Source organism: Collimonas sp. OK607 (assembly GCF_900111995.1).
GTDB lineage: Bacteria > Pseudomonadota > Gammaproteobacteria > Burkholderiales > Burkholderiaceae_D > Collimonas.
Genome location: NZ_FOKF01000002.1, coordinates 312,856 through 334,891, shown reverse-complemented (window position 1 = coordinate 334,891; position 22,036 = coordinate 312,856). Strand labels below are relative to the sequence as shown.

19 protein-coding genes and 1 pseudogene are annotated in these 22,036 nt (G+C 56.3%); 7 read left to right on the top strand and 13 right to left on the bottom strand.

Annotated elements, in window-relative coordinates:
• Positions 1 to 59: 59 nt before the first annotated feature.
• The 5 genes and pseudogenes from madM to BM029_RS03195 form a co-directional block, all read right to left on the bottom strand.
• The gene (gene madM / locus BM029_RS03215; RefSeq protein ID WP_092432557.1) at positions 60 to 827 is read right to left on the bottom strand and encodes a malonate transporter subunit MadM; all 768 of its coding nucleotides are present in this window, start codon (positions 825 to 827) and stop codon (positions 60 to 62) included.
• The gene (gene madL / locus BM029_RS03210; RefSeq protein ID WP_092432555.1) at positions 824 to 1,231 is read right to left on the bottom strand and encodes a malonate transporter subunit MadL; all 408 of its coding nucleotides are present in this window, start codon (positions 1,229 to 1,231) and stop codon (positions 824 to 826) included. The genes madM and madL overlap by 4 nt, the downstream gene beginning before the upstream one ends.
• 127 nt (positions 1,232 to 1,358) lie before the next feature.
• Positions 1,359 to 1,547 (bottom strand): annotated as a pseudogene (locus BM029_RS03205) (amidase family protein); the annotation flags it as partial.
• Between the two features lie 417 nt (positions 1,548 to 1,964).
• The gene (locus BM029_RS03200; RefSeq protein WP_092432553.1) at positions 1,965 to 5,060 is read right to left on the bottom strand and encodes an efflux RND transporter permease subunit; all 3,096 of its coding nucleotides are present in this window, start codon (positions 5,058 to 5,060) and stop codon (positions 1,965 to 1,967) included.
• Positions 5,057 to 6,259, bottom strand: coding sequence for an efflux RND transporter periplasmic adaptor subunit (locus BM029_RS03195; RefSeq protein ID WP_092432552.1), 1,203 nt, complete (start codon positions 6,257 to 6,259; stop codon positions 5,057 to 5,059). Before BM029_RS03195 ends, BM029_RS03200 begins: the two co-directional genes overlap by 4 nt.
• 219 nt (positions 6,260 to 6,478) lie before the next feature.
• Between BM029_RS03195 and hpnC the strand changes: the two genes are divergently transcribed.
• From hpnC to BM029_RS03175, 4 genes are all read left to right on the top strand, one after another.
• On the top strand, positions 6,479 to 7,291 hold the full coding sequence (gene hpnC, locus BM029_RS03190) for a squalene synthase HpnC (RefSeq protein WP_092432551.1): 813 nt from the start codon (positions 6,479 to 6,481) through the stop codon (positions 7,289 to 7,291).
• A 116-nt stretch (positions 7,292 to 7,407) separates the two neighbouring features.
• The gene (hpnD, locus tag BM029_RS03185) at positions 7,408 to 8,241 is read left to right on the top strand and encodes a presqualene diphosphate synthase HpnD (RefSeq protein ID WP_092432549.1); all 834 of its coding nucleotides are present in this window, start codon (positions 7,408 to 7,410) and stop codon (positions 8,239 to 8,241) included.
• 39 nt (positions 8,242 to 8,280) lie between these two features.
• Complete coding sequence (hpnE, locus tag BM029_RS03180) at positions 8,281 to 9,639, top strand: hydroxysqualene dehydroxylase HpnE (protein WP_092432547.1); 1,359 nt, start codon at positions 8,281 to 8,283, stop codon at positions 9,637 to 9,639.
• Between the two features lie 114 nt (positions 9,640 to 9,753).
• A complete protein-coding gene (locus tag BM029_RS03175; RefSeq protein ID WP_092432545.1) occupies positions 9,754 to 10,884 on the top strand; it encodes an alpha-hydroxy acid oxidase in 1,131 nt (376 codons plus the stop codon).
• Positions 10,885 to 10,895: 11 nt separating this feature from the next.
• Here BM029_RS03175 and BM029_RS03170 read toward each other — a convergent pair whose 3' ends face one another.
• From BM029_RS03170 to BM029_RS03150, 5 genes are all read right to left on the bottom strand, one after another.
• Positions 10,896 to 11,612, bottom strand: a complete 717-nt coding sequence (locus BM029_RS03170) for an ankyrin repeat domain-containing protein (RefSeq protein ID WP_092432543.1) — start codon at positions 11,610 to 11,612, stop codon at positions 10,896 to 10,898.
• Positions 11,605 to 12,399, bottom strand: a complete 795-nt coding sequence (locus BM029_RS03165; RefSeq protein ID WP_092432540.1) for a TatD family hydrolase — start codon at positions 12,397 to 12,399, stop codon at positions 11,605 to 11,607. The genes BM029_RS03170 and BM029_RS03165 overlap by 8 nt, the downstream gene beginning before the upstream one ends.
• Positions 12,400 to 12,479: 80 nt before the next feature.
• Positions 12,480 to 13,214, bottom strand: coding sequence for a ribonuclease PH (gene rph / locus BM029_RS03160; RefSeq protein ID WP_092432537.1), 735 nt, complete (start codon positions 13,212 to 13,214; stop codon positions 12,480 to 12,482).
• 9 nt (positions 13,215 to 13,223) lie between these two features.
• On the bottom strand, positions 13,224 to 14,138 hold the full coding sequence (locus tag BM029_RS03155) for a PP2C family protein-serine/threonine phosphatase (RefSeq protein ID WP_092432536.1): 915 nt from the start codon (positions 14,136 to 14,138) through the stop codon (positions 13,224 to 13,226).
• A 140-nt stretch (positions 14,139 to 14,278) separates the two neighbouring features.
• Positions 14,279 to 15,295 carry a serine/threonine protein kinase gene (locus BM029_RS03150; RefSeq protein ID WP_014006434.1) on the bottom strand — a complete coding sequence of 339 codons (1,017 nt, stop codon included), beginning with the start codon at positions 15,293 to 15,295 and terminating at the stop codon, positions 14,279 to 14,281.
• Positions 15,296 to 15,390: 95 nt separating this feature from the next.
• On the opposite strand from BM029_RS03150, the gene BM029_RS03145 reads away from it, so the two are divergent.
• Positions 15,391 to 16,299 (top strand): YicC/YloC family endoribonuclease, encoded by a 909-nt coding sequence (locus BM029_RS03145; RefSeq protein ID WP_244544878.1) that lies wholly within the window; start codon positions 15,391 to 15,393, stop codon positions 16,297 to 16,299.
• A gap of 91 nt (positions 16,300 to 16,390) precedes the next feature.
• On the opposite strand, the gene BM029_RS03140 is transcribed toward BM029_RS03145, so the two are convergent.
• From BM029_RS03140 to BM029_RS03130, 3 genes are all read right to left on the bottom strand, one after another.
• A complete protein-coding gene (locus BM029_RS03140; protein ID WP_092432532.1) occupies positions 16,391 to 16,780 on the bottom strand; it encodes a lysozyme inhibitor LprI family protein in 390 nt (129 codons plus the stop codon).
• Positions 16,781 to 16,854: 74 nt separating this feature from the next.
• Positions 16,855 to 18,165: a homoserine dehydrogenase gene (locus BM029_RS03135; protein ID WP_092432530.1), complete on the bottom strand. Its 1,311-nt coding sequence runs from the start codon at positions 18,163 to 18,165 to the stop codon at positions 16,855 to 16,857.
• Between the two features lie 111 nt (positions 18,166 to 18,276).
• The gene (locus BM029_RS03130; protein ID WP_092432528.1) at positions 18,277 to 19,506 is read right to left on the bottom strand and encodes a pyridoxal phosphate-dependent aminotransferase; all 1,230 of its coding nucleotides are present in this window, start codon (positions 19,504 to 19,506) and stop codon (positions 18,277 to 18,279) included.
• Between the two features lie 371 nt (positions 19,507 to 19,877).
• Between BM029_RS03130 and BM029_RS03125 the strand changes: the two genes are divergently transcribed.
• Together BM029_RS03125 and BM029_RS03120 are read left to right on the top strand one after the other, a co-directional pair.
• Positions 19,878 to 20,276 carry an Mth938-like domain-containing protein gene (locus BM029_RS03125; RefSeq protein WP_092432525.1) on the top strand — a complete coding sequence of 133 codons (399 nt, stop codon included), beginning with the start codon at positions 19,878 to 19,880 and terminating at the stop codon, positions 20,274 to 20,276.
• Entirely contained in the window at positions 20,269 to 22,032 is a 1,764-nt protein-coding gene (locus BM029_RS03120; RefSeq protein WP_092432523.1) for a glycosyltransferase family 39 protein, read from the top strand. The genes BM029_RS03125 and BM029_RS03120 overlap by 8 nt, the downstream gene beginning before the upstream one ends.
• Positions 22,033 to 22,036 lie beyond the last annotated feature (4 nt).

Here is a 22,036-nt window from a genome sequence, read left to right as displayed (position 1 = left end):
TGTCCGATATGGCGATAGGCTAGAGCAATTTTCGACTCACTTACCCCCCGTTATTCAGTTTATTGCGCCATCAATGCCTTGGTAGCAAAAAACAGCAGCGAAGGGCCAAGCAGACAACCTAATCCCGTATAAAAAGTCGATGTCATCGCACCATAAGGCACCAGCTTGGGATCGACCGCAGCCAACGCACCGCAAACACCGCTGGTGGTCCCCATCATGCCGCCGAAAATCATGGCTGTGCGTGGATTGTCCAGGCCGATGTACTTGCTTACAAAAGGCGTAACAACCATCACCAATACAGATTTGACCAAGCCAGCCGCGATGCTGAGCACAATGACTTCAGAACTTGCGCCAATTGCAGCGCCTGTGACCGGGCCGACAATATAAGTTACCGCGCCGGCGCCGATAGTAGTCATGCTGACGGCATCGGTGTAACCGAATGCGTAAGCCACTCCCGCGCCGACGATAAAGGACATGAATACCCCGACCAGGAGTGAAATGAGGCCACTCAGGCCGCAGCGCCGCATATCGCTCAGCGTGGCGCCGTAAGCGGTCGAGACAATCGCAAAATCACGCATCATGGCGCCGCCCATCAAGCCGATCCCGCTAAATAATTTGAGATCGACAAGACCTTGCTTGCCGCCGGTAGCGACACCGCCCATATAGGCCAACAACAGACCTATGATGATCGCCAGTGCCGAACCGTGTAATTGACCGCGGGTTAATCGCGCAGATAAAAAATAAGAAACCCACATTGTCAGCCCGATCACGGCAAAAGCAGTCAACAAGCCATTTTTAACCAGCAAATCGGTCAACACCTCGTTCATGTCGACTCCTGTTCATTTTTGTCGGCAAGATGTTCGGCCGCGATAAACCTGGCTTTACCGATACGATCAACTACAGGAATCAGCACAAAACTCACCGCCACGGCCAGCACACCGGCCAATATCGCCGCAGGCCCTCCTTTCAAGGCAGCAACCACATTTTGCTGCGCTGCCATCGCCACCACCACAGGGATATACATTGCGGTCCAAAAAGTAATTCCCTGCGTTGACATTGCAGGCATTTTTTTTGCGCGCTGCAGATAATCGGTTGCCACCAACAGCAATATCATCGCAAAACCGACTCCACCGACGTTAGCCTGCACGCCCAACACCACGCCAAGAATATTCCCTGCAAACTGACCGATTAAAGTGCAAATAGCGAGTATCGCTACGCCATAGATAATCATGATGCTGCCTCCATTCTTGCAACGTCTGCTTATATATTCATTGCCCTTCACCGCAGGTGCGCAGGTAGAGCTGGGAATGATGGTTCCGTCTGGGCCGCAGGGATAAATTGCCGGCGCAGTTTTCTGCTCAGGCTGTTAACAATGCCGGAGGCCGGCGTTGCACCCATTGCGTGGCTTGTTCATATGCATAGGCCAACTGCAATACAGCGAGATCGGCGCCACGCTTGCCTATGATTTGAACGCCCATCGGCAAACCTTGCACACCAAAACCAACCGGCACGTTGATAGCAGGACACCCTGATAACGACACTGGTACTCACAAGCAGGCCTCCCAGCGAAGAACCTCCCAACATTGCCAGGCCGCCGCCGGCTAGAAATTTCCTGCGCTGTGGTGAATTTGCAGATGTTTCGCCTGCATTCTCGGAAGTGAAGTCGCTTGTCATTGCAGTCTCCATTAATTTTTATATTTACCGAATACGGAGCGCATTTTTCTCAGCGTCTACGGCTCGGGCAAGATCGACTATTGCACAAGAAGCATCATGATGCAATAAAAACAATTACACAAACAATAACAATCGATTGTCGATATTGCCTGTATTTTTTAAAGATGAGATCGCATCGTCGAGGCGTGAAAATGCAAAGACCTCCGGAGGTGGCGGTCTTCTGGGTCACTCTATAATTGCACTCTACGATTGAGCTTTACTATTGAATTGCTGCTGCCAACACGCGATGTTTACTGCGGTTTCTTAACCCTGAACCAGGCCGCATACAAAGCCGGCAAAAACAGCAGGGTCAAGCCAGTTGCAACAATCAGGCCGCCCATGATCGCCACCGCCATCGGCCCCCAGAACACTGAGCGCGACAAGGGAATCATGGCCAGCACCGCCGCTGCCGCAGTCAGCATGATTGGCCGGCAACGACGCACCGCCGATTCGACAATCGCATCCCATGGCGCTACGCCATTGGCGATATCGTGTTCGATCTGGTCGATCAGGATCACCGAGTTGCGGATGATCATGCCGAACAGTGCAATCACTCCCAACTGGGCGACAAACCCGAACGGCCGCTGCAACAATAACAACGCCGCCGCTGCACCGGCGATGCCCAGCGGCCCTGTCAGGAACACCAGCAAGGATCGTGAAAAGCTATGCAATTGCAGCATCAGCAAGGTGAAGATAATGAAGATGACCAACGGCACATTGGCGGCAATCGAAGCCTGTGCCTTGCCGCTGTCATGGGCGGCGCCAGCGACGTCGATCACGTACCCTGGCGGCAATTGCGCCCGTATCTTGTCGAGCTGCGGATTGATCTGGTCGGTGACGGTCGGCCCTTGCACGCCATCGATCACATCGGCTTGCACCGTGATGGCCCAATTGCGCCATTCGCGCCATACGACACCCGGCTCCCACACCAGCTTGACGGTAGCAATTTGCGCCAGCGGCACCGACTTGCCACTGGCTGTCGGCACGTTGGCCTGGTTCAAGGCGTCGATGGTGGCCCGCTCATCCAGCGGTTGCCGCACCACGATGTCGATCAAACGATCATGCTCGCGATATTGGCCGATGGTGGTGCCGGTCAACAAGGTGTTCACGGTCTGCATCACGGTTTGCGAGCCGATGCCGAGGGCGCGCAGCTTGTCCTGGTCCAGGTCGACCCGCAGTACCTTGACCGACTCGTTCCAGTTGTCATTCAGGCCGATGATATTCGGATTGCCGTTCATGACGTTCTTGACCTGGTCGGCGATCGTCCTGACCTTGGCGGCGTCGGTGCCGCTGACGCGGAATTGCACCGCATACGGCACCGGCGGGCCGCTAGGCAGCAATTTGACGCGGCCTCTTACTTCCGGGAAGCCGTGTTTGAACGCCTCGGTAATTCTCAGGCGCAGGGCATCACGCGCCGCCAGGTTCTTGGTCAACAACACCACTTGCGCCACATTGGTTTGCGGCAGGATCTGGTCCAGCGGCAGATAAAAGCGCGGACTGCCGCTGCCGACATAGGTGGTCATGCTTTCCAGTTCAGGCGCGGCATGAATGAATGCTTCGAACTTCCTGGCCTGGGCTTCGGTTGCGGCGAAAGACGAACCTTCCGGCAACCACAGTTCGATCATCAGTTCGGGCCGGCTGGAATCGGGGAAAAATTGTTCTTCGATAAACTTGAAACCGAACACACCCAATGCGAAGATCATCAACGTCAAGGCGATGGTGGTCTTGCGCCATTCGACACACCAGTTAACGGCATTCCTGACACGTGTATAGAACGGTGTATTGAACAACTCGTGATGCCCGTCGGCGCCGGCTGCCGGCTTCACTTTCAACAGCAGATAGCCGATATATGGCGTAAACAGCACCGCCACCAGCCACGAGATCAGCAAGGCCAGTGCATTCACCGAGAACATGGAAAAGGTATATTCACCCGCCGCCGATTTGGCCAGCCCGATAGGCAGGAAACCGGCCGCGGTGATCAACGTTCCGGTCAGCATTGGCATGGCGGTCGAGGTATAGGCAAAGGTTGCAGCTTCCAGGCGCGACAAACCCTCCTCCATCTTGCGCACCATCATTTCCACCGCGATGATGGCGTCGTCGACCAGCAAACCCAGCGCAATGATCAGCGCTCCCAGCGAAATCTTGTGCAAATCGATGCTGAAGATACTCATGAACAGGAAAGTGATCGCCAGCACCAAAGGAATCGTCAAAGCCACCACCAGCCCGGGCCGCACGTCGATGCGGAACGGTTTGGTATGAAAACCGAGCGACAGGAAACTCACTGCCAGCACGATCAAGACTGCTTCCATCAGGGTCTTCAAGAATTCGTTGACGGATTCGGCAACGATCTTCGGCTGGTTCGTGACCCGCTCCAGATCGATACCGACCGGCAGCTTGGCCTTGATCTGGGCCGTGATGATTTCCATATCCTTGCCGAGCTGAATAATATCGCCGCCCTTCTCCATCGACACGCCGAGTCCGATCACTTCCTTGCCATTGAAGCGCATCTTGGTCTGCGGCGGATCCTGGTACTCGCGCTTGACTACGGCAAAATCGCCCAGCCTGAAGGTCGTGTTATTGGCCCGCAATTGCAGGTTTTCCAGATCCTTGGGAGATGCCAGCGCGCCGCTTACGCGGATCTGCAGATTATCGGTGGCCGTCGCCAGCATGCCGGTCGACTGCAAGGCATTTTGCGCGCTCAGCTGGTTGACGATGTCTTGTACGGTAATCCCCAGCTGCGAGAATTTTTTCTGCGAAAATTCGATGAATATTTTTTCATCCTGGACGCCGAACAAATCCACCTTGGCAACCGAAGGCAAGGTCAGCAATTGCTGACGGACGAAATCGGCATAGTCCTTGACGTCGGCATAGTTGAAACCATCGCCCGAGACCGCAAAAATCGAGCCGTAGGTTTCACCGAATTCATCATTGAAGAACGGCCCCAGCACACCTTGCGGCAGGGTCAGCTTGATGTCGTTGATCTTCTTGCGCACCTGATACCAGGCATCGACCGTTTCCTTGGGTGTGGCCGATTCCTGCAACTGCAGGATGATCAGCGTTTCGCCCGGTTTGGAATAACTGCGGATGGTATCGACGTGCGGCGTTTCCTGCAGCTTCTTTTCCAGTTTGTCAGTCACCTGGTCGGCCATTTGCAAGGCGGTGGCGCCGGGCCACTGAGCCGACACCACCATCGCGCGAAAGGTAAACGGCGGATCTTCATCCTGCCCCAGGCGGCCATAACTGAGGATGCCGCCGATCACCAGCACTACCATCAGGTAACGTGTCAGCGGTATGTGTTCCAGCGCCCAGCGCGACAGATTGAATCCGGTCTTTTTGCCATCGCTCATCGGGCCGCTCCGCCCGCTGGAGTGGAAACTGATGCCTCATTCGACGCCAATGGCTGATTCGACACGCTCTTAGGCGCAGGCAGACTACCTTCCGGCGCATTCAGAATAGTGACTTTTTGTCCCGGCTTCAGTTGGTTGACGCCGGCGGTAACCACCTGCTGGCCAGCACGCAGCGCGCCTTGAATCCACACCTCGTTGCCGTGCTGTCCGGTGACTTGCACCACCACCTGGCGCACCGCGCCACCATCGACCACCCATACCGCGCTATGGTCCTGCACCCGCAAAAGCGCCGTCAACGGAACCTTGATCGCATCGTCGCTGGTCTTACTGATGAAGCTGGCATAAGCCGTCATTCCCAGCTTCACGTTAGGCGTATCGTCGGGGATCGCAATCTTGATAGCGTAAGTGCGGGTTGCCGGATCGGCAATCGGCGACACCTCGCGTACCGTGCCTTGAATTACTTGCTTGGGATCGGCCCACAGACGCACTTGCACATCGTGGCTGCCGCGCAATTTGTCGACCAGGTTTTCGGGAGCGCCCACCACCACTTCCTTCGCTCCCTGACGCGCCACGCTAACCACCGGCGTGCCTGCCGCAACGACCTGCCCCGCCTCGGCATTGATGGCAGTGACCACGCCGTCCACGTCCGACTCCAGAGTGGCGTAAGCGGTCTGGTTCGATTGCGTCTTTAATGCAGCCTCAGCCTGATCGTAAGTGGCTTGTGCGGCCTTGAACTGCGACTCTTTCGCATCCAATGCGGCCTGGCTGACGAAATTCTTGTCGCGCAGTTCCTGGTAACGCTTCAAGTCGGCCCTGGCCGTATCGCGATTGCTGGTAGCCGAGGTAACCGCAGCCACAGACTGTGCTTGCGCCAGCTGCAGATCTTTCGGATCCACCCGCATCAGTACCTGGCCGCGTTTGACGATAGTACCGACGTCGACCTGGCGAGCAATAATCTTGCCCGCCACCCGGAATCCGAGTTGCGATTCATAACGGGCTTGCACGGTGCCCGGAAACTCTGAGGTGACGTCGGCATTGGCCGGATTCAGCACCACCACCCGCACCGGGCGGATATCTTCAACCTTTTCGACGTGCTTGGAACAAGCTCCCAGCAGCAATGTACAAATAAGCAACAAGCCTGGAGCGCGCATGAGCGATGGGATCGCTGCAACCGGACGCGGATTTATCTGGGTCAACACGGTTTTTCCTTTACTATTCTGGGCAGTAATGTTGCTACAGATCGCAAGTTAATAACTCTCAAGTCAGTTATTATAATTGCGCCGGATCAAGTTTGCCCAAAGCTTTTTTTGCATCTGACAACAAGATAGAAAAATTGTTCTTTTGATAAAAATATTTCCGTTTTTTTCTGTCTTTTTACCATCTTCTTGCCGTCCCAAAGTTTCTTAACTAATGCCTTAATGTCTATCAATCATTACGAAAATTTTCCCGTTGCTTCCCTGCTCCTGCCAGCCCGTTTGCGTCCTGCAGTCAAAGCCATCTACGCATTTGCCCGTAGCGCAGACGATATCGCCGACGAAGGCAATGCCAGCGCCGACCAGCGCCTGCGCGAACTGCACGCCTATGAAGCGGCTTTAGACAGGATAGAACATAAGCAAGCCGCGGAAAGCCCGTTGTTTCAAACCCTGGAACAAGTGATTATTGAATACCGGCTGCCGCTGGCGCCGTTCCGTGACTTGCTGTCCGCCTTCAAGCAGGACGTGGTCACTACCCGCTACAGCCAGTTCACCGATTTGCTCGATTACTGCCGGCGCTCCGCCAATCCGGTCGGCACCCTGATGTTGCATCTGTATGGCGCGGCCACCGAACAGAACCTGAGCGATTCGGACGCCATCTGTTCGGCATTGCAATTGATTAATTTTTGGCAAGACGTCGCGATCGATTGGCAAAAGGCGCGGATCTATCTGCCGCTGGAAGACCTGCAACGGTTCGGCGTGTCGCAGACACAACTGGCCAGCGGTACGGTGGATCACGCCTGGCGCCGCCTGATGCAGTTCGAGGTGCAACGCGCGCGCAGCATGATGACCGGTGCTCAGGCACTGGCGCTGAGGCTGCCTGGCCGGATCGGCTGGGAATTGCGGCTGGTGATACAGGGCGGCTTGCGCATCCTTGAGATGCTGGAAACGGTTGACTACGACATGTTCCGCCACCGTCCGAAACTGAGCAAAGGCGACTGGTTCCTGCTGCTCTGGCGTGCCTTGCGCATGAGATAAAGGGGCTCGCTCTCCTGGATCACAGTCTGTATCGATGAAAATACTAAAAATCAGCAAACAATCCGTGTTCTTACGTATACTTCGGGCAAATTGTTTTTAAGCCGTTCTCCATATCCATGTCCCCAGACGATTACTGCCAGCAAAAGGCCGCTCAGAGCGGATCCAGTTTTTATTACAGCTTCCTGTTCCTGCCGGCGGAGCGGCGACGCGCCATCACGGCGCTGTACGCCTTCTGCCGCGAGGTCGACGATATGGTCGACGACTGCACCGACGAGAGCGTGGCGCGCACCAAATTGATGTGGTGGCGTAAAGAAATCACAGCCATGCTGGCCGGCAATCCATCCCATCCGGTGACCCAGGCTTTGCAACCGCATCTGCAAACCTACGGATTGGACGGCAAACACCTGCAAGCCATCATCGATGGCATGGAGATGGATCTGAACCAGACCCGTTATCTGGACTATCCGGGCTTGAAGCAATATTGCTGGCATGTGGCCGGCGTGGTCGGCATCCTGTCGGCCAGCATCTTTGGCGTGAGCCAGCCGCAGACGCTGCAGTTTGCCGAAAAACTCGGCCTCGCATTCCAGCTGACCAATATCATCCGCGACGTCGGCGAGGATGGCCGCAAAGGCCGTATCTACCTGCCGGTCAATGAATTGCAGCAGTTCGGCGTTACCGCTGCCGACATCCTGAACGCACGCTATAGCGAGAATTTTGTCAACCTGATGCGTTTCCAGGTAGCGCGTGCGCAGCAAGCCTACGACGATGCATTTGCCTTGCTGCCCAAGCAAGACCGGCGCGCACAGCGACCCGGCTTGATGATGGCCGCCATCTATCGGGCCTTGCTGAACGAGATCGAGCGCGACGGTTTCCATGTATTGAATCAACGCATCTCGCTCACACCGATCCGCAAATTGTGGCTGGCATGGAAAACGTATGTGCGTGGTTAATAACAGCATGCTGTCACTACCCTTTTCTTCGCTCTGAAAATGGCCGCAGAAGCACAACACATCGCCGTCATCGGCGGCGGCTGGGCCGGTTGCACTGCCGCCGTCGAGCTGACGCAGGCTGGTCATCAGGTAACCCTGTTTGAAGCGAGCCGACAACTCGGCGGCCGTGCGCGGCGGGTCGACATCAATGAGATCGCGCTGGACAACGGCCAGCACATCCTGCTTGGCGCGTATAACCAAACCCTGCAAATGATGCGCAAGGTCGGCATAGATCCGGCCAGCGCCATGCTGCGCCTGCCCCTGCAAATGTGTTACCCCGCCGATAGCGGCGGCATGACCTTTACCGCACCGCGTCTGCCGGCGCCTTTGCATCTGCTGTTTGCGCTCTGGCGCGCACAGGGCCTGGAGCGTCAGGACAAACTGGCGCTTGCGCGATTTTCTTCCGCGGCGCGCTGGATGGGCTGGCAGTTGCACGACGATTGCAGCGTCAGCACGCTGCTGGAACGCTTCGACCAGACCGACCGTTTGATCCGGCTGATGTGGCGGCCGCTGTGCATCGCGGCACTGAATACCAGGCCGGAGCACGCCTCGGCGCAAGTTTTCCTGGCAGTGCTGCGCGATAGCCTCGGCGCCCGCAGACGCGCATCGGACATGTTGCTGCCGCGGCTGGACCTGAGCAGCCTGTTTCCGCAACGGGCCGCAGCATTTATCGAGGAACGCGGCGGTAATGTCGAGTCCGGCTGCAGCATCAGGCAATTGCGCCGCAACGGCGAACAATGGCAATTGCAGGGCAACGACGCCAACCTGGATTTCGATGCCGTCGTGATCGCCACACCGCCTGAAACCGCGGCCACGCTGCTGGATGGCAGTGCCGATGCCGCACTTCTTGCCACTTTACGCAGTTTTGAGTACGAACCGATTACCACCTGCTATCTGCAATATGCCAGCGACACGCGCCTGCCGCGGCCTTTCTTCGCTTTGCTGGACGACCCGGAAAATGCTGGCAAAAATGTTGACGACACAGCGGCCTGGGGCCAGTTCGTGTTCGATCGCGGCCAGCTCGATCCGACTCAGGCTGGCTTGCTGGCGGTAGTCATCAGCGCCTCGTCCGCAGCGATACAAGCTGGCCACGAAGAATTGGCAAAAGCCGTCGCTGCACAACTGGCCGCAACCTTCAAGCAGCCACAACTGGCAGCGCCTTCCTGGACTAAGGTCATTTCAGAAAAGCGCGCCACCTTCGCCTGCACCCCGGGACTGGTTCGGCCAGCCAACGATAGCGGACTGGACAAGCTGATGCTGGCCGGCGACTACACCGCCAGCGACTATCCGGCGACGCTGGAGTCGGCGGTACGCAGCGGTAAACAGGCAGCACAGGAACTGCTGGTCCAACTCCGCTGATCGTTTGGGTTGAAAATGGGTTGAAAATGATTCATGCCAGACATCAATTGATTTCTACTATGTCGGCATTCTTTTCATCTAATATAGCGCCATACAAGCCACCAAGAGAACCCTATGCCTGTGATTACCTGCGTTGAAGACTTGCGTCTGCTGGCCAAGAAACGTGTACCTAAAGCATTTTACGATTATGCTGACAGCGGCTCGTATACCGAATCGACCTACCGCGCCAACAGCAGCGACCTCGCCGCGCTTCATTTGCGCCAGCGGGTTGCCATCAACGTCGATCAACGCTCAACCCGCAGCACCATGATCGGCCACGACGTGACGATGCCGGTGGCCATCGCCCCTACCGGACTGACCGGCATGCAATGGGCCAACGGTGAAATGCTGGGCGCCATCGCTGCCGAGAAATTCGGCATCCCGTTCACGCTGTCGACCATGAGCATCTGCTCTATCGAAGATGTCGCCAGCGTCACCACCAAGCCGTTCTGGTTTCAACTGTACGTGATGCGCGACCGTGGTTTTATCAAATCGCTGATCGAACGCGCCAAGGCCGCCAAATGTTCGGCGCTGGTGCTGACGCTGGATCTGCAAATCCTCGGCCAGCGCCACAAGGATCTGAAAAACGGTATGTCGGTACCGCCGAAAATGACCCTGGCCAACCTGATTGACCTCGCCAGCAAACCCGGCTGGGCTCTGCGCGCACTGGGTGGCCGTAAATCGTTTGGCAACCTGGCTGGCCACGTCTCCGGCGCCGACGGCATCATGACCCTGAGCAAATGGACTGCCAGCCAGTTCGACCCAACCCTGAACTGGGACGACATCGCCTGGATCAAGGAGCAATGGGGTGGCAAGCTGATCCTGAAAGGGATTCTGGATATCGAGGACGCCAAGATCGCTGCCACTACCGGCGCCGACGCCATCGTCGTCAGCAATCACGGCGGGCGGCAACTGGATGGCGCGGTGTCGTCGATCTCGGCGCTGCCGGCGATTGTCGATGCGGTAGGCGATCAGATTGAAGTCTGGTTCGACGGTGGCATCCGCAGCGGCCAGGACGTGCTGAAAGCGGTCGCCCTGGGCGCGAAGGGCACCATGATCGGCCGTGCGTTCCTGTATAGCCTGGGTGCAATGGGGGAAGCCGGCGTCACCAAGATGCTGCAGATCCTGCAGCAGGAACTCGATGTCAGCATGGCGCTGACCGGCACTAAGGATATCAAGGATGTGGGTCCGCACATCCTGACTTAAGTTAAATCAAGTTAAAGTTTGCCGGCTTGTTTGAGGCGATGAGTCAAGCCGTCGGCGATATCGTTGTGATCGAATTTCCTGGCGAGGTCGATCGCTGTCATGCCGACATCGTTTTTCAAGGTGACGTCGGCGCCGCTATCGAGCAGCAGCTTGACTGTCTGGATTTTGCCGGCGCGCGCAGCCATCATGATCGGCGTCGTGTTATTGGGTGAGCCGGCGTCGATGTAAGCCGAGGCATCCAGCAGCATCTGCACGATTTCATCATTACCGACCGCGGCGGCATAGTGCAGCGCCGTCCAGCCGGTGTTGTTGGGCTCGGCTTCCTTGTCCAGCAAAGCCTTGACTGCCGTTACGTCGCCCTTGTAGGACGCAATCATCAAAGCGGTGTCGCCGTTGCGCGAGCGCAGGTTGAGATCGATACCGTGCGCGTTGAGCAAGACGTTGAACACTTTCTTCGAGTCCTCATGCACTGCCAGCATCAAGCCGGTTTCGCCACGCTGCTTTTGCGCTATCAGATTCGGATCGACGCCGGCAGCCAGAAGTTTCTTCATGCCACGCTCGTCATCCAGCTGGACTGCCTTGGCATAGGCGTCGGCGGCTTTGCTGTCATTACCAGCGGCATGACTCACGGACGGCAAACAAGCCAGCGCCAACAGCAGCAACACAAATATTGAAAACTGCGAACGCATGTTTATTCGATTGACCGTGCGATTAAATAAGTTAGGCATGCGCCTGATCCTTTGCCAGTTTGAACAAATTGAAGAAATTATCGGTGGTTTGCTGCGCCACCTGCGTCGCCGGCACGCCCTTTAAATTGGCCAGGAATTCGCCGACATGCATGACCCATCCCGGCTCGTTCATTTTGCCGCGATGCGGCACCGGCGCCAGATACGGCGAATCGGTTTCAATCAACGTGCTGCTCAAAGGCACCGCCAGGGCGACAGCCTGCAGCTCCTTGGCGCTCTTGAAGGTGACGATGCCGGAAAACGAAATATAGAACCCCATCGCCATTGCCGCCTCGGCCACTTCCAGCGATTCCGTAAAGCAGTGCATGACGCCGCCGGCGCCACCTGCATTGGTACCGGCGCCCTCTTCCTGCATGATGCGAATGGTATCTGCCGAGGCCGCACGGGTATGAATGATCAAAGGCTTGCCGGTCGCGCGCGAGGCCCGGATGTGGCGTCGGAAACGCTCGCGCTGCCATTCCAGGTCGCCTTGCAAACGGTAATAATCAAGGCCGGTTTCACCGATGGCGATGATTTTCGGATGATCGGAAAGACGAATCAGATCGTCGACGCTAGGCTCAGGCGTATCTTCATAGTCAGGGTGCACCCCGACTGATGCGTAGATATGCGGATAGGTCTTGGCCAGTTCCAGCACTTGCGGGAAATCGGGCAGGTCGACCGATACGCACAATGCATGGGTAACCTGGTTTTGCGCCATTTTGGCGAGTACTTCCGGCATCCTTGCGGACAGCTCCGGAAAATTGATATGGCAGTGGGAATCGATATACATAGACCGGATTATATCGCTTACACACGGCCCATCGATAACGCGGGCGTAGGGTGGGCACGTTTTTGTGCCCACGCGCCAATTTATTCAGCCAAACCCAAAGCTTGTTTTTGCAACTGGATCAACTCGCCGATCCCGCCTTGCGCCAGATCCAGCAGGCTATTCAAGGTAGGCCGGTCGAAAGCAACGCCTTCCGCCGTACCTTGCACTTCGATGAAATGGCCGGTGTCGGTCATCACCACATTCATATCGGTATCGCAACCGGAATCCTCGACATAATCCAGGTCCAGCACCGGCGTGCCTTGATAAACGCCGACCGAAATCGCCGCGACAAAGTGCTTCAAAGGAATCGCTGCGATTGCCTTCCTTTCCAACAAGCGGGAAAATGCATCGTAAGCCGCCACCATGGCGCCGGTAATCGAGGCAGTGCGGGTACCGCCGTCAGCCTGGATCACGTCGCAATCCAGATGCAGGGTGCGTTCGCCGAAAGCCTGCAGATCAAATGCTGCCCGTAATGAACGTCCGATCAAACGCTGGATTTCCTGGGTACGGCCGGATTGCTTGCCGCGTGCTGCTTCGCGGTCCATGCGGGTATTGGTAGAGCGCGGCAACATGCCGTATTCAGCCGTCAGCCAGCCCTGTCCTTTGCCCTTCAGGAAACCAGGGACTTTTTCTTCCAGGCTGGCGGTACAGATAACCTTGGTGTCGCCGAATTCAACCAGTACCGAACCTTCGGCGTGTTTAGTGTAATTGCGGGTCAGGCGGACGGTGCGCAAAGCATCGGCGGCGCGTCCGCTGGGACGGGTAATAGGCAACATGTAAATTCCTTAAATATTTTTTTCAATAGCGCCGCGGATTTCCGCAATCGCCTGTTCGATATCGGCATCGCTGAAGCCGTCCGGAGCGTCTGTCGCCCCAAGTCGCGGCGCCTGGATGGTGGTGGTCAGGCTGCCAATCGGCAGCGTATGGGTAACGATTGAAGTAGAAGGATCATCAATATTCGGATCGCTGCCCCAGGCCATTGCCAAAGCGGTAACATTATCGCTGGTTTTACCGGCAATCCCAAGCGCATTGTTCACCAGCTCCGGCACTGCCCGCACGATGGTGCTGGTTTGCAGACGTTGCGCCAATACGTGATCGGGCAACATCGACCACAGCCCGTCAGAGCATAACAGCACGACATCGCCCGCCTGCAGGCTGACGCGGCGCGACAGCTCAACGATCGGCATGTTGGTGGCGCCGAGACAGTTGAACAGCTTGTTGCGGTCCGGATGGGTAGCACGCTCGGAAGGATCTGCCTTGCCCTGCGCAATCAGGCTTTCGATGCGAGAGTGATCGCGAGTGCGCGCCAGGATCTGGCCGTTACGCATCCAGTACAGGCGCGAATCACCGCAGTGTGCCCAGAATGCGCTGTTGTGCTGGATCAGGCAGGCCACCACCGTGGTGCGCGGTGTTTCCGAGAGTTTGTGCACTTCCCGGTAACGATGGATTTCCATGTGCGCAGCGTAGAAAGCGTCTTCCAGAAACCGCTCCGGCTTTTTGATATAAGGCTGGGCATTCTTCTGGAATAGCGAACCGATGGTCTGCATCGTAATGTTGGCGGCGATCTCGCCGTGCAAATGACCACCCATACCGTCGGTCAGCAACAGCAACAAGGCATCACGCGTGAAGCTGTAGCCCATCCGGTCCTGGTTGACCTTACGGCCGCCGATATGGCTTTCTTGATAAACAGAAAATCGCATGACTATGTACAATTCTTGCTAAAAATGCAGCTAAAAAACGGGGCAATGACGCGGCGCGTTGCAGAGCGCTATGCGGTGCACTTTGTGGAACACTTTGTGGAGCACGTCACTGCATGTTTATTGTGGTTTTTTCGTATTTTTTACTGCGTGTTTTCCTGGATCGTCGTATCCGGATTGCTCTCGGCTTTCCGGCGGAACTGGATATGCGTGAAAAAGACGTTACGTATCTTGCGCGTCACCATATCGCGCACGCTTACCTCTTCTTCCTGTACCGGCTCCATCAACGCGCGCTGCACCGCAAACACGCTTTGCGGCCGTTGCAGCGGATCGATCATCAGGCACCAACGCACCACCTGGATCAATTCCGGCGAATACAGGCCTTCCAGCTTGCGGAAATGCCCTTCCATCTTGTCGTTGACCTTGCGCTGATCCACCGGCTGCGGCGGCGCACCGACCATGCAGGCAAAAATCGAGGCGCCGATACTATAGATATCGGTCCACGGCCCCAGGTTGCCATTGCGCTCATATAGTTCGGCCGGAGCGAAACCCGGTGTATACATCGGGTACAACTTGGGCGAATCGGAGCGCAGGGTCTGGCGGGCGGCGCCGAAGTCCAGCAGGATCGGCGTGCCGTCAGCGCGCAAATAGATATTTGCCGGCTTCAGGTCCAGATGCAGCAGCTTATGCGTATGCACCTCGCGCAGGCCGTTCATCACGTGACGGAACATCTTGCGGATGAATTTTTCCGACACCAGCGGCTTTTCCCCTTTATCGCGGCGGCGCAGGATATGTTCCTGCAGCGAGCGTCCGGACTCGTAGGCCATCACCATGTACACCGTTTCATTGGCGCGGAAGAAATTGATAACGCTCACCACGTTCGGATGCGCGATGCGCGCCAAAGCGCGGCCTTCCTCGAAAAAGCACTTAAGGCCGATCCTGAAGGTCGGCAGGTTTTCCGGCGAAATTGCCGGCGCCAGTTCGCCCCACTGTCGTAACGCCAGCGAACTTGGCAAATATTCCTTGATGGCGACTGCGTTGCCATCTTCATCGTATGCCAGATAGACAATACTGAACCCGCCAGAAGCAATCTTCTTTACAATGCGGTATCCAGCAATTTTTAGCCCGTCAGGCAATGGTGCATTGTTTTGCGCGGCCATGCGATCCTACCCTAGTAATTGGTGTAAGGATTGTCTTGATAAATCGCTGACTTGTAAAGAAAAACCCTTGCAAACCAGAAACAAAGGACAGCATTTTGACTATCTGTAGCATGACAGGTTACGCCGTCACCAACCGCGAGACGGCCGCAGGCACGATTACCATCGAAATCAAGAGCGTCAACTCGCGTTTTCTCGACCTGCAATTCCGCATCAATGACGACCTGCGCTCGCTCGAACCGGCGTTGCGCGAGGCCATCATCGGCCGCATTGCACGCGGCAAAGTCGAATGTCGGCTGAGTTTCGGGCGCAAGACGGCTTCCGGCGCATCGCAAGCCCTGAACACGACGCTGCTGGCATCTCTTGTCGATTTGCAAAACGCGGTACGCCAGCAATTCATCGAAGCGGCGCCGTTCACCGTCAATGAATTGCTGCGCTGGCCCGGCGTCATCGAAGAAGCGGTGATCAGCCAGGATACATTACAGGCCGATATCCAGGCCACCATGGGCGCAACGCTGGAAGCGTTTGTCGAGTCGCGCGCGCGCGAAGGCGCGGCTCTACAAGCCACGTTGATCACCCGTATCGATGCCATGGAAGCCATCGTACAACGCATCACGCCACTGGTACCGCAAGTGGTGGCGCAATTCCAGCAAAAAGCCATAGAGCGCATGCAAGAGGCGCTGGGCCTGGCGCAACAGGATGCTAGTAATTCAAGCCTGTCGCGTGAAGAAGCGCTGGACCGGATTCGCCAGGAAGTCACCTTGTATGGCATTCGCATCGATATTGCCGAAGAATTATCACGGCTGGCGGCGCACTTGGGCGAAACCCGTCATATCCTGAAAAAAGGCGGCCAGGTTGGCAAGCGCCTGGATTTCATGATGCAGGAACTCAACCGCGAAGCCAACACCGTTGGCTCCAAGGCTGCGATCAAGGAACTAGCCGACGCCTCCATGGAATTGAAGCTGCTGATCGACCAGATGCGTGAACAGGTGCAGAACCTCGAATAGCAAGCAGTCGTACCCCCGTAAACTGAAAAGCCGCTGCAGATATGACATCTGCAGCGGCTTTTTGCCTGATGCGGGCAATTTTCCCCGGCGCTTACTTCGCGGCGATGAAGTTCTTCAGTTCCTTGGTGCGCTGTACGGTGTGGCCGCGCATGCATCCCAGGAATTCGAGGTTACGAATGGATCCGCTCTCGTTGTAGGTATAGACAGCGTCACAATCTTTTTTACGGAAAGTGACCCAGGCACGCTGTGCCTCGATCAATTTTTTCTTGACCTCGCCATAGCGCACGCCATCCTGGTCAGGCTTGGTGATTTGCTGAACCAATTGCTGATAGGTGTCGTTCAAGGTTTTTTCGTCTTTGTCGAACTCGGTCTTGGCGCAGGCATTCATATCCACGGTGCTGCTCTGCGAAAGACAAGGGTCGACTTGGGCAAATGCTGCTGCGGGTAGTACCAGGCACAGGGCCATCAACATCTTACGCATACACTCTCCTTGTAGTCAGCCATCAAATCAGCCATTAAGTCAGCAAATAAGTCATCAACCATCAAGACAGACGATTAACCCAACTCTTCCAACCGAATCTTGGTCACCGTGCCAACTACGGTCGCCAAGGCTTCAATCTTTGCAATCGCCGCTTCGACATTTTTTTCCTGCGTCTGATGCGTCAGCATGATGATATCGGTACGGGTCTCGCCCGCTGCCGGCTCTTTTTGCAGCATGGCATCTATCGAAATCGACGAGTCCGCCAGAATCCGCGTGACATCGGCCAGCACTCCAGGCTGATCGGCGACGTGCATGCGCAGATAATAGCTGGTGGTGATTTCCGCCATCGGCAGGATAGGCGTGTCAGCCATGGCGTTCGGCTGGAATGCCAGATGCGGTACGCGATGCTCAGGATCGGCGGTCGCCAGGCGCGTGATGTCGACCAGGTCGGCGATCACCGCCGAAGCGGTAGGCTCGGCGCCAGCGCCTTTACCGTAGTACAGCGTATCGCCGACAGCATCGCCGCGCACCAGCACCGCATTCATGGCGCCTTCAACGTTGGCGATCAGGCGTGCGCTCGGAATCAGCGTCGGATGCACGCGCAGCTCGATGCCGCCCGCAGTGCGCTTGGTGATGCCGAGCAGCTTGATGCGATAGCCGAGTTGTTCGGCGTAGCGGATATCGGTGGCCTGCAGCTTGGTAATGCCTTCTACATGCGCTTTGTTGAACTGCACCGGGATGCCGAACGCGATCGAGGCCATGATGGTCAGCTTGTGGGCAGCATCTACGCCTTCGATATCGAAGGTCGGATCGGCTTCGGCATATCCAAGGCGTTGCGCTTCCTTCAGCACGACATCAAAGTCGAGCCCCTTGTCGCGCATTTCGGACAGGATGAAATTGGTGGTGCCGTTGATGATGCCGGCAATCCACTGGATGCTGTTGGCGGTCAAGCCTTCGCGCAGTGCTTTAATGATAGGAATACCGCCGGCAACCGCGGCTTCAAAGGCAACGATCACGCCCTTCTCTTGCGCCGCCTTGAAAATCTCGTTGCCATGCGTTGCAATCAGCGCCTTGTTGGCGGTGACCACATGCTTGCCGTTGGCGATCGCCTGCAGCACCAGATCCTTGGCGATACCGTAGCCGCCGATCAACTCGATGACGATATCGATGTCGGGATTGTTGACTACCAGTTTGGCGTCGTTGACCACGGTGACTTCACCGTTGGTCAGCTGTTTGGCACGCTCGACGTCGAGATCGGCCACCATCGTAATTTCAATAGCTCTCCCTGCGCGCGCTGCAATTTCTTGCTGATTACGCTTCAATACGTTGAACGTGCCGGAACCGACCGTACCTATGCCAAGCAAACCTACCTTGATGGATTTCATGATCTCTGTTGTCTGTAAAAAAAATCTGATGATGCCGGGCTGGCAGCTGCACCAGTCCGACGTAATAAATAAACTATAAACCCAACTAAAAACCCGACCCTAAACCCTACATCAGGTCGTGCCGTGACGCCGGCGATAACCTTCGAGGAAATTCGCAATGCGCCCCATCGATTCCGCCAGGTCGTCGGTGTTGGGCAAGAACACCACGCGGAAATGGTCCGGCGTCGGGCAGTTGAAACCGGTGCCCTGCACAATCAGTACGCGCTGCTCTGCCAGCAATTCGTAAGCGAAATCCTGGTCGTCTGCAATCGGATATATCTTCGGATCCAGGCGTGGAAACATATACAGCGCAGCCTTCGGCTTGACGCAGGTAACGCCCGGGATATCGGTCAGCAGCTTGTAGGCCATGTCGCGCTGGCGCGTCAAACGGCCGTGCGGCCCGACCAGGTCATTGATGCTCTGGTAGCCGCCCAACGCTGTCTGGATTGCATACTGACCGGGCGCATTGGCGCACAGGCGCATGGACGCCAGCATGTTCAAGCCCTCTATATAACTCTTGGCGTGTTTTTTCTCGCCCGACACCACCATCCAGCCGGCACGATAACCGCAGGAACGATAGTTTTTCGACAAGCCGTTAAAGGTGATGAACAGCACATCGTCAGCCAGCGAGGCCAGCGAGGTATGGGTCTCGCCGTCATACAGTACTTTGTCGTAGATTTCGTCGGCAAAAATGATCAGTTGATGCTGGCGCGCCAGATCGACGATCTGTTGCAGCAGCTCCACCGGATACAAAGCGCCGGTAGGATTATTCGGATTGATGACGACAATCGCACGGGTATTCGAATTGATTTTCTTTTTGATATCTTCGATATCAGGAAACCAGCCGGCTTGCTCGTCGCAAACATAATGACGCGGGGTGCCGCCGGACAGGCTGACCGCTGCGGTCCAGAGCGGATAATCCGGCGCCGGCACCAATACCTCATCACCGGTGTTGAGCAACGCATTCATGCTCATCACGATCAACTCCGAAGCGCCGTTACCCAGGTAGATATCGTCAATCGTGACGCCCTGAATATTCTTTTGCTGGCAATAATGCATCACCGACTTGCGTGGCGCGAACATGCCTTTGGAATCGGTATAGCCCGAAGCGTTGCCCATGTTGAGAATCATGTCCTGCACGATTTCATCGGGCGGCTCGAAACCGAACACGGCCAGGTTGCCGATGTTCAGCTTGATGATCTTATGACCTTCTTCTTCCATTTGCCGCGCCTTTTCCAGCACCGGGCCGCGAATGTCATAACAAACGTCATCTAGTTTTTTCGATTTTTGAATCGGTCGCACAGCACAATCCCTTGTATTTTACGCAACATTATCGAGCTTTAAAAAGCTGTCTGGAAAATTGAGGTATCGTCACACTTGATTACGTGCGCCGCAGCAAATGCAAGCAATAGCCCCTTGTAAGGGCCTCCCAAGCTATTTCACGACTTTTCAGACAGCTTTCTGGCAGTGCACAAATCACTGCCCGAACCACCCATTCTGCCGAAAGCGTGAGGTTTTATCAATCGATAACGCAAGTTCCGCGACGGAAAACGCTACAATGCAGCACTTTATTTTCCATTTTCCGGAAATTTGCACATCGTCTGCGGTCTATCCTGTGGTTTTGCTAATTATTGGCGGGTAGGATTTTTCCCTCAACGAGTAAAGATAATGCAATGAAGCTACATACCACATCGACCCAACAGTATCAGACAGTCACGGCCTACGACGACAAGGGCGTGGAAATCAACGCCGTCCGCTACGAGCACAGCTTGCTGGTGCTGCCCGAAGTGGCGCCGGTCGCATGGCCGGTCAGCGGCTTCGACGCCCTCCATGCCGAACATTTTGCCCATATAGACAGCACCCGGCCCGATGTCGTGATCCTTGGCACCGGCTCGCGCCAACGTTTTGTGCACCCGAAACTGACCACGGTGCTGACCTCGCGCCGCATCGGCGTCGAGTGCATGGACAACAAGGCTGCTTGCCGGACTTACAACATTTTAATGGCCGAGGGACGTAAAGTCGCCCTGGCCCTGATTTTCGATACCGACAAGGAAACCGCCCAAGATGCGTGAACTGCACAAATCAAAAACTTTCGTCTGGCTGCTGTTCCTGTTGTTCTGCATCATCTGGTTTTACATGCTTGGCGCCCGTACGCTGGTGCCGACCGATGAAGGCCGCTACGCCGAAATGGCGCGTGAAATGGTCGCCACCGGCGACTGGATTACCTTACGGCTGAATGGCCTCAAATATTTTGAGAAACCACCACTGCAAACCTGGATGAATGCGCTCACGTTCGAGTTGTTTGGCCTGGGTGAGTGGCAGGCACGTTTGTGGACTGGTTTGTGCGGCTTGCTGGGCGTGGTGCTGGTGTCGTTCACCGGTACCCGCATGTTCTCCGCGCGCATCGGTTTCTATGCGGCGCTGGTGCTTGGCTCCAGCTTCCTGTGGGCCGGCCTTGGCCACATCAACACGCTGGACATGGGCTTGTCCGGCATGATGACGATTTCCTTGTGCGCCCTGTTGCTGGCGCAGCGCAGTGAAATCAGCCATAGCGCACAGCGCAACTGGATGTTGCTGTGCTGGGCCGGCATGGCGCTGGCGGTGTTGTCGAAGGGCTTGATCGGCCTGCTCATTCCCGGCGCGGTATTGGTGTTGTATACCCTGTTTTCACGCGACTGGTCGATCTGGAAGCGCTTGCATATGGTATGGGGCCTGATCCTGTTCTTTCTGATCACGACACCGTGGTTCGTACTGATTTCGATGAAAAATCCGGAATTCCCGCAATTCTTTTTTATCCACGAACAATTCCAGCGCTTCACCAGCAAGATTCACAACCGCTATGGCCCGCCCTATTACTTTGTCCCTATCCTGATATTGGGCATCGTGCCGTGGCTTGGCATCTTGTTCCAAAGCTTGTGGAGCGGCGCGCACGAACGTAGCGCGACATCCGGCTTCCAGCCGAAAAAAATGCTGCTGATCTGGAGCATATTCATTTTCGTTTTCTTCAGCATTTCCGATTCCAAGCTGCCGTCGTACATCCTGCCGATCTTCCCGGCGCTGGCACTGCTGATTGCCTGCCATCTGGATAACGCCAGCAACAAGTCGGTACAAGCCTCGGCGTGGCTGCTGCTGGTGCCGGCTATCGCCGGCCTGGCGCTGTCCTCCAAAATCCCGACGTTGGCCAAGGACGCTTACTCCCTGCCATTGATGCAAGCCCACGTGCCTTGGGTTTTCGCCGCATCGGTAGTTGCCTTTATCGGCGGCATAGCGGCATTGATGCTGGTGCGCCGTCAACGCGAATGGGCCATCGTCGCCCTCGCTGCCAGCGGCTTCATCGGCGGCCAGCTGTTGATGTACGGTCACGATCCGCAAGGACGTTATTCCGCCGGGATCGACCTGGTGCCTGCCATCAATGCAGAAATGACGCCGCAAACCACGCTTTACGTGGTCGGCAAATACGAGCAGGCGCTGCCGTTCTACCTGCGCCGCACCATGACCATGGTGCAGCATAAGGATGAACTGGAGTTCGGCATCGGCCAGCAACCGGAACTGTGGATTCCAACCATCGATGCATTTGCCACCAAATGGACCGCCGATCACGTAGCCGGCAAGAAGGATATCGCCATCATCCGCCCGGAAAACTATCGCGAGCTGGAACAAAAGGGTGTGCCGATGCGTGTCATCGGCCAGGATCCGCGCAGGGTCGTGGTGACCAACCAGGGGATTCCTGCTGCCGCTCCGGCGCCAGCGGCTCCCCCGGCTGTAGCTGAGCCTGCGCCTGCGGCAGCGGAATCCGCCCCGTCTAGCGCACCTGCCTCGCCTTACTAACCAG

Coding starts and splice junctions, on each gene's coding strand:
- hpnC (WP_092432551.1), top strand. CDS start 6,479: ATGTCTATCAATCATTACGAAAATTTTCCCGTTGCTTCCCTGCTCCTG.
- BM029_RS03170 (WP_092432543.1), bottom strand. CDS start 11,612: ATGCCTAACTTATTTAATCGCACGGTCAATCGAATAAACATGCGTTCG.
- BM029_RS03125 (WP_092432525.1), top strand. CDS start 19,878: ATGAAGCTACATACCACATCGACCCAACAGTATCAGACAGTCACGGCC.
- BM029_RS03165 (WP_092432540.1), bottom strand. CDS start 12,399: ATGTATATCGATTCCCACTGCCATATCAATTTTCCGGAGCTGTCCGCA.
- BM029_RS03155 (WP_092432536.1), bottom strand. CDS start 14,138: ATGCGATTTTCTGTTTATCAAGAAAGCCATATCGGCGGCCGTAAGGTC.
- BM029_RS03120 (WP_092432523.1), top strand. CDS start 20,269: ATGCGTGAACTGCACAAATCAAAAACTTTCGTCTGGCTGCTGTTCCTG.
- BM029_RS03140 (WP_092432532.1), bottom strand. CDS start 16,780: ATGCGTAAGATGTTGATGGCCCTGTGCCTGGTACTACCCGCAGCAGCA.
- BM029_RS03135 (WP_092432530.1), bottom strand. CDS start 18,165: ATGAAATCCATCAAGGTAGGTTTGCTTGGCATAGGTACGGTCGGTTCC.
- BM029_RS03200 (WP_092432553.1), bottom strand. CDS start 5,060: ATGAGCGATGGCAAAAAGACCGGATTCAATCTGTCGCGCTGGGCGCTG.
- madL (WP_092432555.1), bottom strand. CDS start 1,231: ATGATTATCTATGGCGTAGCGATACTCGCTATTTGCACTTTAATCGGT.
- madM (WP_092432557.1), bottom strand. CDS start 827: ATGAACGAGGTGTTGACCGATTTGCTGGTTAAAAATGGCTTGTTGACT.
- hpnD (WP_092432549.1), top strand. CDS start 7,408: ATGTCCCCAGACGATTACTGCCAGCAAAAGGCCGCTCAGAGCGGATCC.
- BM029_RS03150 (WP_014006434.1), bottom strand. CDS start 15,295: ATGGCCGCGCAAAACAATGCACCATTGCCTGACGGGCTAAAAATTGCT.
- BM029_RS03175 (WP_092432545.1), top strand. CDS start 9,754: ATGCCTGTGATTACCTGCGTTGAAGACTTGCGTCTGCTGGCCAAGAAA.
- hpnE (WP_092432547.1), top strand. CDS start 8,281: ATGGCCGCAGAAGCACAACACATCGCCGTCATCGGCGGCGGCTGGGCC.
- rph (WP_092432537.1), bottom strand. CDS start 13,214: ATGTTGCCTATTACCCGTCCCAGCGGACGCGCCGCCGATGCTTTGCGC.